Genomic DNA, 12,963 nt, shown 5'->3' with positions numbered 1-12,963 from the left:
GAGGGCGCGGTCTCCGCGCGGGACCGTTAGCGTCCGGGGCATGCCCGGACAGCTGCTGCGGACCGATGTCGGCGACCTGACCTTCGACGTGCGCGTGGACGGCCCCGAGGACGGCCGGCCGGTGCTGCTGCTGCACGGCTTCCCGCAGACGTCCGCGTCCTGGGCTGCGGTGACGCCGCTGCTGACGCAGGCCGGGCTGCGCACCTACGCGCCGGACCAGCTGGGCTACTCCCCCGGCGCGCGGCCCGCCGAGGTGGAGGCCTACGCCATGCAGAACCTGGCGCAGGTGACGGCGGACCTGATGACGGCGCTCGACATCCCGGTGGCCGACGTCGTCGGGCACGACTGGGGCGCGAACGTGGCGTGGACCGTCGCCGCCTGGCACAGCGACCGGGTGCGGTCGCTGACGGCGGTGTCGGTGCCGCACCCGGCCGCCTACACCGCGGCCTTCCGCATCGACCCGGAGCAGAAGGAGCGGTCGGCCTACATCCGGCTGTTCTGGCAGCCGGGCAAGGCCGAGGAGGTGCTGCTCGCCGACGACGGCCGGCGGCTGCGGCGGATGCTGCTGGGCGCCGAGGGCGAGACGGGGGTCTCCCCCGAGGCCGCCGACGAGTACGTGGCGGCGCTGTCCGCGCCGGGGGCGCTGACCGCGGCGCTCAACTGGTACCGCGCGATGAGCTCGGACATCCGCGTGGACAAGGTCGAGGTCCCGACCACCTACGTGTGGAGCGACGCCGACGTCGCGATCGGCCGCACCGCCGCCGAGGCGTGCGCGGAGTTCGTCAGCGGCGACTACCGCTTCGTCGAGCTGCCGGGCATCACGCACTGGATCCCGGAGCAGGCTCCCGAGCAGCTGGCCGCCGCGATCCTGGACCGCATCGCCTCGAGCTGACGCCGGGCCGGTCCGCTGCGGCGCGTCCGCTCAGCGCTGGTCGCGGCGCAGGGGGTGGTCCTCGGGGATCTCGACCAGCACGATCCGGACGCCGTCGGGGTCCTCGACCCACATCTCGACCAGTCCCCACGGCTCCAACCGGGGCGGCTGGGTGACCGTCACGCCGGCCGCCGCCAGACGACGGTGCTCGGCGGCGACGTCCCGGACCTGGAGCCACAGGGCCAGGCCCGCCGGGCGTTCCGCCGACCGGCCGGAGACCTCCAGCAGCCCGTTGCCCAGGAAGAACACCACTCCCTGGTGCTCCGCCGGGCCGAACTCGCGGTACACCGCCAGCCCCAGGACGTCGCGGTAGAACGACTGCGACCGCCGGGTGTCCGACGGTCGCAGCAGGATGCGGCTGCTCAGGACGTCCATGGCGACATCCTGGTCCAACCGACGGGGTGTCCGCTGCGTGCGGCGGTCCTGCGGGCAGGGGCCCTCGTCAGCGAGCGAGGAAGACGTCGTGCTCCGCGCACCCGGCTGGGACGGTCACCCCGGCGACGTCGAAGGGACCGGGCTCCACCTCCTGGGAGGAGTGCTCGAGGACGAAGCCACCTGCGACCTCCACCTCGTCACCGAGGCCGTAGGTGCCCAGGCCGGGGACGTCGATCGTCACCGGGTCCTCGTGGACCACCTCGGTGCCGGAGGGCCAGACGATCACGTAGCCGCCGGCCCCGAGGCAGCCACCGACGACCACCAGCCGGCCACCACCGAGCGCGTCCATGCCGGCCTCTGACTGCTCGGAGACGAGGACGGTCACCTCGCCTGCCGAGACCACCTCGCCGCCACCGCACGCGGTCAGGAGCGGCAGCGCGCTCGATGCGATGACGATCGCCACGGCGCGACGCCGCCACCGGTTCCCGCCTGCCCGTCCCGTCCGGGCAACCCCGTTCCCCCCGAGCACCTCGGTCAGGCCGTCCCGGTGACCAGGGCGAGCAGGCCGGCCTCGTCGAGCAGGTCGACGGGGCGGATCGTCTCCTTGGCCGCGACGTGGTGGAAGCCGGCGCTGACCCGCTCCACCGGCACCCCGGTGAGCCGTGACCAGCCCAGCCGGTAGGCGGCCAGCTGAACGCCGACCGCGGCCAGCTCCGCGCCGGACGGCGGGGGCCCGGTCTTCCAGTCGATGACCTCGTAGCCGCCGTCCTCCCGCCGGAAGACCGCGTCGATCCGGCCGCGCAGGGTCAACGGGCCCAGCGGTGTCTCGAACGGCACCTCGACCTCGACCGGCTGGCGGTCGGCCCACTCGCTGGCGAGGAAGGCGGCCCGCAGCTCCTCGAGCTGGTCGTCGGGTGCGGCCAGCTCGTCACCGGAGCCGGGGAGCTCGTCCAGGTCGACCAGGCGCGCGGCGCCGAACCGCTCCTCCAGCCAGGCGTGGAAGGCGGTTCCCCGGCGCGCCTGCGGGGCGGGCGCGGCGGGTATCGGGCGGCGCAGCCGGCGGGCCAGCTCGGCCGGGTCCCGCCGCAGCGTGACCAGCGCCGACACCGACAGGTGGGACGGCAGCGGCACCTCCACGGTCGGGCGGGCGGCGGCGGCGCGCTCGCGGAGCAGCAGGTCGGCGTCGCGGACCCACTGGTCGACCAGCTCGTCGGGCTCGCCGAGGCTGCGCTCGGGGTCCAGCGGGTGCGGCGCGGCGCCCTCGACCAGCTGGGCGGCGGCGGTCAGCGCGCGACGGCGCGGCACCGACAGCGGATCGACCGGCCACATCCCGACCGGCCACTCCTCCAGCGCCGGGTTGGTGGCGCCGTCCTCCGGTGCGGGTGCCCAGTGCACGACGGTGCCGGCACCGGCCTCGCAGGCCTCCTTGGCGGTGTGCAGCAGGGACGACGGCCCGCACGGCTTGATCCCCTCGCGCCACCAGCTCCCCGAGCACAGCAGCAGCCGCTTGGCCCGGGTGACGGCGACGTAGCCGAGCCGGATCTCCTCGTCGCGGCCGAAGTCCTTCCAGTCCTGGACGTACTCCTCCAGCGCGTCCCGGACCACTGCCTGGTCGCCGGACCCGGGGACGGGCAGCTCAAGGCGGGGCAGCTCCGCGCGGTCGGTGAGCCGCAGGTCGACCGGGACGGCGCCCGGGTCCTTGATCCACGAGTCGCTGGCGTTGCTGCGCGCGGGGAACTGGTCGACGGTCATCCCCGGCACGGCGACGACGTCCCACTCGAGCCCCTTCGCGGAGTGGCCGGTGAGCAGCTGCACCGCCTCGGCGTTGACGGCCACCTCGCCGGGCTCCAGCCCGCGCTCGCGCTCCTCTGCGTCGCGCAGGTAGCCCAGGAAGGCGGGCAGCGAGGGCAGCTCGGCCAGCTCGGTGAACTCCGCGGCGACGCCGTGCAAGGCGTCCAGGTGCGCCCGCGCACCGGCCGGGCTGATCCCCGGTGCGCTGGCGAGCTCGGTCTCCAGCCCGAGGGTGCGGGCCACCTCGTCGACCAGGTCGGGCAGCGAGTCGCCGATCCGCGTGCGCAGGTGGGCGAGCTCGCCGCCCAGCCGCCGCAGCCGCCGGTAGCCGGTCGGCGAGTACTGGGCGGCGTCGCCGAGGTCGTCCAGCGCCTCGACGATGCTGCCGCGCTCCTGCGGCGGCTCGACGGCGGCCGGGCTCCCGGCCGGCTGCCCGTCGTCGGCCGGGCGCGCGGGGCGGCGCGAGTGCACCAGCGTTCGGGCGCGGGCCTCGAGCGCGGCGAGGTCGCGCGGGCCGATCCGCCAGCGGGCGCCGGTGAGCAGCCGCCCCATCGCGTCCCCCGCGGTGGGGTCGACCAGCACGGTGAGGGTGGCGACGACGTCGGACACCTCGGGCACCTCGAGCAGCCCGCCCAGCCCCACCACCTCGACGGGCAGCCCCCGCTCGCGCAGCGCGGCGGCGATGCCCGGCAGCTGCTTGCGGGTGCGCACCAGCACCGCCATGGAGGGGTGCTGTCCGTCGGACCGTGGCGACAGGGCGAGGTCCCGGCCCTCCCAGCAGGCCGCGAACCGGTCGGCGAGCGCGGCCGTCTCGTCGGCCACGGTCTCGTACAGCCCGACGGTGACCGCGCCGCGGCCGGCGGTGGGTGCGGGAGCCAGGTCGGGCAGCGGCTGGGACGGCTCGGGGAGCATTCCCGAGACCGCGTTGGCGACGGCCAGCACCGCCTCGTCGTTGCGCCAGCTGGTGGCCAGCGTCAGCCGCTCGGCGCCGCGACCGGGACGGCCCGGGAAGGTGCGGGCGAACCGCTCGATCGTGCCGGCGGACGCGCCCCGCCAGCCGTAGATCGACTGCCGGGGGTCGCCGACGGCCAGCACGGGGTGGCCGGTGTCGCCGCCGAACAGCGCCTCGAGCATGCGCAGCTGGCCGACGCTGGTGTCCTGGTACTCGTCCAGCAGCACCACCTGCCAGCGCGCCCGCTCCCGGCGGCCGACCTCGGGCGAGGCGACGGCGATCCGCGCGGCGTAGGACACCTGGTCGGCGTAGTCGATGGAGCCCATCGCCCGCTTGCGGGCCTCGAACGCCTCGACCAGCGGCAGCAGCGCCACCCGGGCCCGCTGCCGGGCGAGCAGCTCGGTGACCGCGGCGTAGGGGCCCCGCTTCTTCGGGGCGTCGGGGTAGCCGGCGATCTGCGCCTCGAGCCGCGCCGTCCAGGTCCGCAGCGCGGCGGAGGTGACGTCGTGCTCGCCCATCTCACCGGCGAGGGCGAGCACGTCCTCCACCGTGGTGAGCAGCGTCAGCGGGACGTCGGACATGTCGCCGGTCCAGGCCGCGACGACCGTCGCCGCCTGACCCCAGCACATGGCCGGCCCGAGCACACCGGCGCCGGGCTCCACGCCGATCCGCAGCCCGTGCTCGGCCACCAGCGACGCGGCGTACCCGTGGTAGGTCGAGACCGTCGGCTGGGCGATGGCGAGGCGCTCGCGCAGCTCGTCCTCGGTGTCCGGGTGCCGGGCGAGGGCGCCCAGCCGGAGCCGGATCCGCTCGTTGAGCTCGCTGGCGGCCTTGCGGGTGAAGGTGAGGCCGAGGATCGCCTCGGGCTCCACGATCCGGTTGGCGACCAGGTAGGACACCCGGGCGGCCATCGTCTCGGTCTTGCCGGAGCCGGCGCCGGCGACCACCACCAGCGGCCGGTCGGTGGGCGCGCGGACGACGCCGGCCTGCTCGCCGGACGGCGCGTAGGAGAGCCCGCAGCGCTCGGCCACCTCCGCCGGGGTGAGCAGCCGGCGCGGCGCCTGCCGCGGTGCCGGCTCCTCCGGCAGGAGGTCGTCGAAGGACAGCTGGCCGTCGTCGCTCATCCGGTCACCTGCCGTCCGCGCTCCTGCAGCGGGCAGCTGCGCCGGGCCGGGCACCGCGCGCAGTGGGTGCCGGTGCGCACCTCGAAGGTGCCGGCCCCCATCCCGTCCCCGACCTCGGCCACCAGCCGGCCCGCCCAGGTCTCGTCCAGCGGCACGTCGGCGGGCAACGGCTCCTGGTGCTGCTCCTTGGCCTTCGCCCCGGTGCCGACCTGCAGCAGCGCGGCGCCGCCGGGCACCGTGCCGTGCTCGGCGAACCCGCCCGCGGCGACCGCCACCTGGTAGGCGGCCAGCTGGCCGTGCTCCTCGGTGTTCCTGGCCGCGGTCTTCCCCGTCTTGAGGTCGACGACCACCAGGCGCCCCTCGGCGTCCCGCTCCAGGCGGTCCACCTGACCGCGGATGCGCGCCCGGCCGACCACGACGTCGACGTCGCCCTCCGCCGTGAGCAGCTCCCGGTCGTTCGCGGCGTGCCAGCGGAGGAAGCGGTCGAGCATGTCCTGGGCCTGGACGCGCTGCCGCTGGTCGGCCCAGCCGGGACCGAGGTCGAGCTGGTCCAGCTCGGCGTCCAGCACCGCGCGCGCATCGACCGGCGGCAGCCCCTCGGCGACCTGCTGGGCGACCGCGTGCACCGCCGTCCCGACGGTGCGGGTGGCGTCGGGCGAGGCCTCGGCGCCGACCGCGCCGAGCACCCAGCGCAGCGGGCAGCGCTGGAAGGTCTCGATGGCCGAGGGCCGCACCCGCACCGGCTCCTCCTCGGGGATCAGCGGTGCGTCGTCCGACAGCGGCGCGAGCCCCCACCAGCGGGCTGGCGCGGCACCGGCCACGCCCTCGTCGGCCAGCCGGCGGAGCAGCGCCGCCGCCGCGGAGCGCCGGCCCGGGGGCGTCTGCGGATCGGTGACCGCCCGGCGCAGCTCGGCGACCAGCGCCGGCAGGGTGAGCGCCCGGGGCAGCTCGGTGAGCGGGCGGCCGTCGGCGGGGGGCGGCTCGACCAGGTCCAGGAACCGGGAGGCGGTGGCGCCCGCGTCCGCGCCGTCCAGCGCGCCCTCGATCGCGGTGACGACGAGCCGCAGCCGGGCGCGGGTGGTGGCCACGTAGAACAGCCGGCGCTCTTCGGCCAGCGCCAGCGTGCGGCGGTCGGTGCCGGCGGCGTCGACACCTGCGGCCTTCTCGACCAGCACCTCCGCACCGAGCAGCGAGGCCCGCTCCCGCAGGTCGGGCCAGACGCCCTCCTGCACGCCGGAGACGCAGACCACGTCCCACTCCAGGCCCTTGGCGGCGTGCGCGGTGAGCAACCGGACGGTCTCGCCGGCGGCCGCCCGCGCCGCGCCGGTGTCGCCCGGCAGCTCCTGTGCCGACAGGTGGGCGACGAAGGCCCGGACGTCGGCCGACGGCAGCCGGTCGACGAAGCCGGCGGCGGCGTCGAACAGGGCGACGACGGCGTCCAGGTCGCGGTCGGCCACGGCTCCCGTCGGCCCGCCGGCGGCGCTGGCCCGCGCCCAGCGACCCGCCAGCCCGCTGCGCTGCCACATCGCCCACAGCACGTCCTCGGCGGTGCCGTCGTGCGCGAGCGCCAGCCGGCCGGCGGCCATGACCGCGGCCACCCGGGCGGCCGACCGGGCCAGGTGCTCGGGCAGCGCCTCGAGCAGCGCCTCGTCGCTGAGGGCGTCGGCCAGCGGCGTCCCCCGCTCGGCGGCGTCGATGCCCCGCCTGGCCTGGGCCACCCGCACCGCGCGGCGCAGCCGCCGGAGGTCCAGCACCGTCGCGCCGCCCAGCGGGGAGGCCAGCAGCGCCTCGGCGCCCGGCTCGTCGAGCCCCGTGGGCTCGCCGTCGGGACGCGGCAGCAGCGCCGACAGCGCGTGCAGGAAGGGGGCGACCGCGGGCTGCGCGGCCAGCGGCAGGTCGTCGGTGGAGACGGTGACCGGCACGCCGGCGGACGCCAGCGCCCGGCGGAACGGACCGAGCACCCCGGCGGTGCGGACGACCACGGCCATCTGCGACCACGGCACGCCGTCGAGCAGGTGCGCCCGGCGCAGGACGTCGGCGACGTAGGCGGCCTCGACCGCGGCGGACCCGAAGACGTGCACCTCCGCCGCGCCCGGGGGCGTCGACTCCCCCGCCGTCAGCCGGCGGTGCTCCCACGGGCCGGGCAGCCCCTCGGCCACCGTCCGGCTGATCCGCAGCAGCTCCTCCCCCGACCGCCGGCAGACGCCCAGCGAGAGCCGGCCGGCCGCGCGGCCGTCGGTGTGCCGGAAGCGGTCGGGGAACTCCACGATCCCGCGGGGCTCGGCACCGCGGAAGGCGTAGATGGACTGGTCCGGGTCGCCGACCGCGACCAGGTTGCCGCCGCCACCGGCCAGCAGCGCCAGCAGCTCGACCTGCGCCGGGTCGGTGTCCTGGTACTCGTCGACGAACAGCCAGCTGGCCCGCTCGCGCTCCTGGCGCAGCAGCTCCGGGTCCCCGCTCAGCTCCAGGATGGCCTGGCGGACCAGCTCCGCCGGGTCGTAACCGGAGGCGTCGCCGCGGGAGGCGACCCAGAAGTCGCTGACGTTCTCGTACTGCTGCTGGAACGCGGCGGCGTGCACCCAGTGCTCGCGGCCGGTCTCCCGGCCCCAGGCGGCCAGGCGCGCGGGGCCCACACCCCGCTCGGTCGCGCGCATGAGCAGCTCGCGCAGCTCCGCCCGGAAGCCCTCCGTACCCAGCGCCGGCGCGAGCTCGTCGGGCCAGCGGACGGTGCCCACGCCCTCGGCGTCGCCGCGCAGCAGCTCGGCCACGACCGCGTCCTGCTCCGCGGAGGTGAGCAGGCGCGGCGGCGGGTCGCCCCGCAGCACGGCGGCGCGGCGCAGCACGCCGTAGGCGTAGGAGTGGAAGGTGCGGGCCAGCGGCTCGCGGATGGTGCGCGCGACCCGCGCGGTGATCCGGGTGCGCAGCTCGGCCGCGGCCTTGCGGCTGAAGGTGAGGACGAGGATCTGCTCGGGATCGACCCCGGCGTCGATGCGGCGGGCGACGGCCTCGACGATCGTGGTCGTCTTGCCGGTACCGGGGCCGGCGAGCACGAGCAGCGGCCCGCCGGGGTGGTCGACGACCGCCTGCTGGGTCGGGTCGAGCCGCGGCGCCGACGTGCGCAGCGGCTCCCCCGGGAGCAGCCGGTAGACCGGACCTCTCTCACCCCCGTGCTGTGCCACCCCCCGATGGAAGCACGGGGGTACGACGGTCCGGGGACGGGGCGGAACGGGTGGGGAGGGAGACCGCCCGGTCAGCCGAACGAGTCGAGCAGGGCCGCCTCGAGCATGAGATCGGTCGCGGTGGTCAGCCAGCCGGCGACCAGGAGCAGCGGCCACGCCTGCTCGTGGTCCAGCGACGCGGTTCCAGCGACCAGCCCGGCCTGGGCGACCGCCCGGCACGCCATCGTGTTCATGCACCCCGGATCGGCACGGACCACCGGGAACTGAAGGTGGCGCGGCGAACTGGTCCGCACGAGGTTGCCGGACACGTACCGGCAACGCGATCGGTCGGCGCGTGACATCCGGGAGCCCGCGGACCAGCGGCCCCGGGGAGCCGGCCGGGACCGGAGCCGCTCCTACCGGCCCCGCACGCGGCCTCAGCCTCCCCCGACGAGCCCCCACGGCCGGGCGGCGACGTCGTCGGCCTCGGCGCGTTCCAGCGCCCCCATGGCGACGAGCCGGCCGAGGACGTGCGACTGCCGCGCCGCAGCCCGCTCCGGGTGGACGAACGGGTCGTAGCCGCTCGGCGCCTGGACCAGCCCGACGAGCACCGTCGCCTGCGCCCAGTCCAGCTCGTCGGGTGCCCGGCCGAAGTACCCCTCGGCCGCGGCGCGCACGCCGTGGAACCCGTGCCCGAAGTAGACGGCGTCCAGGTACATCCGCAGGATCTCCTCGTCGCTCCACGCGCGGTCGACCTTGACCGCCAGCACCACCGCCCGGACCTTGGCGGGCACGTCGGTGGCGCCGTCCTCGTAGACGACCCGCGCCAGCTGCTGGTGGATCGTCGACCCGCCCTGGTCCCGGCCGGTCACCAGTTCCAGCGGTGCGCGCAGGGCGCCCCGCCAGTCGATGCCGGGGTGCGCGTGGAAGCGGCTGTCCTCGGTGGCGAGCAGCGCGGCGGCGATCCTCGGCGGCACCTCGGCCGCCAGCGGCGTCCCGCCGTGCTCGGCCAGCCGCTCGGCCACCCGCTGCTCGGCGTCCCCCACGCCCGGCGTCGCCGCCCAGCCGACGGCGAACCCCGCGGTCAGGACGACGACCAGGGCGGCCAGCGCACGGCCGCCGCGCCGGAGCCACCGCGCCGCCCTCGACCGGGCGGGGCGGGCGGACGTCGCGGACGGGTGCACGGCACTTCCGGGGCTCGACAGCAGCACCCGGTCAGTCCACACCGGACGGCCCGCCGGCCACATCGTCCCGACGGGCCGTTCCGCCACGCCCGTCATCATCCCGGGGGCCTACGCGCCGGGATGATGCCGGGCGGATCAGTCGGGCCAGCCGACCGCAGCCAGGTCCACCTTGCCGTTGCGGGACGGCACCCCCTCGCCGGCCAGCAGCTCCAGCTGGCGGGCGCGCACCGGCTCCGCGGCCGAGCCGTCGGCGCGCAGCACCCGGTACCAGGGCACCGCCGCCCCGCCGGAGCTCAGCGCCCGCGCCACCCGGCGCGGCCCGATGCCGACCAGCCGGCCGATGGCGCCGTAGGTGCTCACCCGCCCCCGCGGGATCCGCTCCACCGCGTCGAAGACGGCCTCGTCGACGTCGACAGCGTCCTGGGCCACCTGACGATCATCGCAAGCGATGCTCCTCGACCGGACATTCGCAGCGGCGAGATGTCCGGCTGCCGGCCATCGCTACCGGCAGGGCCTCAGAAGTCCTTGCGGCCGAACCGGGCCAGCAACCGGGTCTGCGGCGACGCGGCCGCGGAGACGTCCAGCGGCGGGTCGAACAGCCCGGGCACGCCGTCCTCCGGGAGCCGCTCGGCGTAGACCAGGGCGGCGGTCACCAGCTCGCCGTCCAGCTCGGTGTCGCCGTCGGTGGCGCGGGCCAGGTCCCACGCGTGCACGGTGAGGTCGGTGGTCATCTCGACGATGTACTCGGCGCTGGGCGTCGGGCCCCGCGACAGGTGCACGGTGCGGATCAGGCCCTCGTCCTCGGCGAACGCCGACAGCGCGCCGTCGGCCGCGGACTCCCAGCCGAGCAGCGGGTCGTCGCCCAGCAGGTCGGGAGTGCTGTCGGGGAAGCGGCCGTCGACGAGGTCGACGGGCTCGCCGGCCAGCAGCGGGGGCACCCACAGCGCCTCGCCCACCAGGTGCGCGACGAGGTCGGCGACCGTCCACCCGGGCAGCGCCTCGTCCTCCCACTGGTCCGGCGCGACGGCGTCGACCCGGTCGGTGAACTGGTTCTGGGCGCGCTGGAAGAGCTCCAGGAGCTCGACGGGCGAGAAGTCGGCCATGCGGCCAGTGAACATGCCGAGGGCCCGGCCCGCCTCTCCTGGAAGAAGCGGACCGGGCCCCGGTGAGGTGCTGGAACGGCCCCCTCGCAGGGCCCCGGCCCGAGCGGAGCGAGGGTCGGGGGGCGAGGGGATCCTGCGTCAGTACGTGGGCAGCGCCTTGTCGATGCGGGTGGCCCACGCCGTCACGCCGCCCTGGACGTGCACCGCGTCCTTGAAGCCGGCGTTCTTGATCGCCGCCAGCGCCTCGGCCGACCGCACACCGGTCTTGCAGTGCAGCACGATCGGCCTGTCCTGCGGCAGCTGGGCCAGCGCCCGGCCGGAGAGGATCTCGTCCTTGGGGATGAGCTTCGCGCCGGGGATCGAGACGATCTCGTACTCGTTGGGCTCGCGGACGTCGATCAGCTCGAAGTCCTTGCCGGCGTCCATCATGTCCTTGAGCTCGTCGACGGTGATCGTCGAGCCCGCGGCCGCCAGCTGGGCCTCCTCGGAGACCACGCCGCAGAACGCCTCGTAGTCGATGAGGCCGGTGATCGGCTCACCCTCGGGGTCCTTGCGCACCTTGATCGTGCGGAAGGTCATCTCCAGGGCGTCGTAGACCATGAGCCGGCCGAGCAGCGTCTCGCCGATGCCCGTGATCAGCTTGACCGCCTCGGTCGCCTGGATGGCGCCGACGGTCGCGCAGAGCACGCCGAGCACGCCGCCCTCGGCGCACGAGGGCACCATTCCGGGCGGCGGGGGCACCGGGTAGAGGTCGCGGTAGTTGGGGCCGTGCTCGTTCCAGAAGACCGAGACCTGACCGTCGAAGCGGTAGATCGAGCCCCAGACGTAGGGCTTGTCCAGCAGCACGCACGCGTCGTTCACTAGGTACCGCGTGGCGAAGTTGTCCGTGCCGTCGACGATGAGGTCGTACTCGCGGAAGATGTCGAGCACGTTCTCGCTGTCCAGCCGCGTCTCGTGCAGCCGGACGTCGATCAGCGGGTTGATCTCCTTGATGGAGTCCCGCGCGCTCTCGGCCTTCGACCGGCCGACGTCGGACTGCCCGTGGATGATCTGGCGCTGCAGGTTGGACTCGTCGACGGTGTCGAACTCGACGATGCCCAGGGTCCCGACACCGGCCGCGGCCAGGTACATCAGCACCGGCGAGCCGAGGCCGCCGGCGCCGACGGCGAGCACCTTGGCGTTCTTCAGACGCTTCTGCCCGTCCATCCCGACGTCGGGGATGATCAGGTGGCGGCTGTACCGGCGGACCTCGTCGATGGACAGGTCGGCCGCGGGCTCCACCAGGGGTGGCAGGGTCACGCTTGCTCCTCTTGGTCGCGGACAGCGGCCCGCAACGGGGCCGGCGTTCGGTGGGCACAACAGCGTGCCGGCCCCGCGTAATCCCGGCCCCGCGTAATCCCGGCGCCCGCGTCCGGTGCCCGGCGTCAGGGGACGGGCCCGGCGTCAGGGGACGGGCCCGGCGTCAGGGGACGGGCCCGGCGTCAGGGGAAGGGCCAGGCGTTCTTGACGCAGGCGTCCAGGGTGAGCGTCTGCTGCTGCATGACCGGGGCGAGCTGACCGGGGCCGGGGCACTTCTCGTGCCCGTTGCCGAACACGTGGCCGACCTCGTGGTTGACCACGTACTGCCGGTAGGTCGCCAGGTCCCCGCCGTAGTGCGGGACGGCCGTGGCCCAGCGGGCGAGGTTGATGACCGCGCGGTCCCCGTACCGGCAGGACGTGTAGCCACCCGTGCCGACGCCCGGACAGTACCGCTCCATGCTGCCCGGGCTGACCAGGCTGACCCGGAAGTCGAAGTCGGCACCGGGCCCCACCCGCTGCAGGGACCGCCGGCCGTCGTTGCCCCAGGACCGCGGGTCGGCCAGCGTCGTGGTGACGTCCTGGGCGAAGGCCGCGCCGTCCACCCCGATGCCGTCCTCCACCTCGACGACGAAGCGCTGCAGCGGGCCCGTGCCGTAGACCTCGGAGCCGCCGTCGACGACGGTGAGGCTGCCCGCCCCCTGCTCCACGTACTGCTCCGCGGTGAGCGGTGCGGGGATCCCGGTCGGGCCGGCGTCGCCCTCCGCGGGGACCGCGGGCTCGACCGACGGTGCGACCGGCTGCGCGGCGGGCGGTGCGGTGACCGGCGCCGTCGTCGCGGGCGCCTGCCCGGCGGCGGGGGTCGCCGGGGCCGAGCCGGGTGGGTTGAGCGCCAGGTCGACCAGGACGGCGATCGTGGCGAGGGCGAGGACGGGGATGGCGTAGGCACGCCAGCCGTGGCGTCGCACGAACCGGGTCAGCCGGCGCCCGGACCGGACGCTGCCGCGAGCAGGGCGCACCGGGCGGGGCTCCGCGTGCGCGACCAGCGG

At 75.8% G+C, this 12,963-nt stretch carries 11 protein-coding genes; 1 reads left to right on the top strand and 10 read right to left on the bottom strand.

Annotated elements, in window-relative coordinates; translation table 11 throughout:
- Positions 1 to 40 precede the first annotated feature (40 nt).
- Positions 41 to 892 (top strand): alpha/beta fold hydrolase, encoded by an 852-nt coding sequence (locus O2W17_RS13850; RefSeq protein WP_269193003.1) that lies wholly within the window; start codon positions 41 to 43, stop codon positions 890 to 892.
- A gap of 30 nt (positions 893 to 922) precedes the next feature.
- Here the strand turns inward: O2W17_RS13850 and O2W17_RS13845 are convergent, their stop codons facing one another.
- The 10 genes from O2W17_RS13845 to O2W17_RS13800 all read right to left on the bottom strand — a co-directional run bounded on the left by O2W17_RS13845 (position 923) and on the right by O2W17_RS13800 (position 12,933).
- Entirely contained in the window at positions 923 to 1,306 is a 384-nt protein-coding gene (locus O2W17_RS13845) for a VOC family protein (protein ID WP_269193002.1), read from the bottom strand.
- Between the two features lie 67 nt (positions 1,307 to 1,373).
- Complete coding sequence (locus tag O2W17_RS13840) at positions 1,374 to 1,769, bottom strand: hypothetical protein (RefSeq protein WP_269193001.1); 396 nt, start codon at positions 1,767 to 1,769, stop codon at positions 1,374 to 1,376.
- 71 nt (positions 1,770 to 1,840) lie between these two features.
- The gene (locus tag O2W17_RS13835) at positions 1,841 to 5,173 is read right to left on the bottom strand and encodes an ATP-dependent helicase (protein ID WP_269193000.1); all 3,333 of its coding nucleotides are present in this window, start codon (positions 5,171 to 5,173) and stop codon (positions 1,841 to 1,843) included.
- Entirely contained in the window at positions 5,170 to 8,352 is a 3,183-nt protein-coding gene (locus O2W17_RS13830) for an ATP-dependent helicase (RefSeq protein WP_269192999.1), read from the bottom strand. The genes O2W17_RS13835 and O2W17_RS13830 overlap by 4 nt, the downstream gene beginning before the upstream one ends.
- A gap of 71 nt (positions 8,353 to 8,423) precedes the next feature.
- Positions 8,424 to 8,585, bottom strand: a complete 162-nt coding sequence (locus tag O2W17_RS13825) for a hypothetical protein (protein WP_269192998.1) — start codon at positions 8,583 to 8,585, stop codon at positions 8,424 to 8,426.
- A 183-nt stretch (positions 8,586 to 8,768) separates the two neighbouring features.
- Positions 8,769 to 9,515 carry a biosynthetic peptidoglycan transglycosylase gene (locus O2W17_RS13820; RefSeq protein ID WP_269192997.1) on the bottom strand — a complete coding sequence of 249 codons (747 nt, stop codon included), beginning with the start codon at positions 9,513 to 9,515 and terminating at the stop codon, positions 8,769 to 8,771.
- Between the two features lie 135 nt (positions 9,516 to 9,650).
- Entirely contained in the window at positions 9,651 to 9,944 is a 294-nt protein-coding gene (locus tag O2W17_RS13815; RefSeq protein WP_269192996.1) for an MGMT family protein, read from the bottom strand.
- A gap of 86 nt (positions 9,945 to 10,030) precedes the next feature.
- Complete coding sequence (locus O2W17_RS13810) at positions 10,031 to 10,618, bottom strand: TIGR03086 family metal-binding protein (protein ID WP_269192995.1); 588 nt, start codon at positions 10,616 to 10,618, stop codon at positions 10,031 to 10,033.
- A 138-nt stretch (positions 10,619 to 10,756) separates the two neighbouring features.
- Entirely contained in the window at positions 10,757 to 11,917 is a 1,161-nt protein-coding gene (gene moeZ, locus O2W17_RS13805) for an adenylyltransferase/sulfurtransferase MoeZ (RefSeq protein ID WP_269192994.1), read from the bottom strand.
- Between the two features lie 182 nt (positions 11,918 to 12,099).
- Positions 12,100 to 12,933: a DUF3152 domain-containing protein gene (locus O2W17_RS13800; RefSeq protein ID WP_269192993.1), complete on the bottom strand. Its 834-nt coding sequence runs from the start codon at positions 12,931 to 12,933 to the stop codon at positions 12,100 to 12,102.
- Between the last annotated feature and the right edge of the window lie 30 nt (positions 12,934 to 12,963).

This window comes from Blastococcus sp. VKM Ac-2987, from assembly GCF_026967805.1.
Classification (GTDB): domain Bacteria; phylum Actinomycetota; class Actinomycetes; order Mycobacteriales; family Geodermatophilaceae; genus Blastococcus.
The sequence above is the reverse complement of the archived record's forward strand: the minus strand, read 5'-3'. Positions and strand labels throughout refer to the sequence as shown.

Bases quoted from the DNA above. Each gene is read 5' to 3' on its own strand.
- O2W17_RS13850 (WP_269193003.1), top strand. From the start codon at position 41: ATGCCCGGACAGCTGCTGCGGACCGATGTCGGCGACCTGACCTTCGAC.
- O2W17_RS13845 (WP_269193002.1), bottom strand. From the start codon at position 1,306: ATGGACGTCCTGAGCAGCCGCATCCTGCTGCGACCGTCGGACACCCGG.
- O2W17_RS13835 (WP_269193000.1), bottom strand. From the start codon at position 5,173: ATGAGCGACGACGGCCAGCTGTCCTTCGACGACCTCCTGCCGGAGGAG.
- O2W17_RS13825 (WP_269192998.1), bottom strand. From the start codon at position 8,585: ATGAACACGATGGCGTGCCGGGCGGTCGCCCAGGCCGGGCTGGTCGCT.
- O2W17_RS13810 (WP_269192995.1), bottom strand. From the start codon at position 10,618: ATGGCCGACTTCTCGCCCGTCGAGCTCCTGGAGCTCTTCCAGCGCGCC.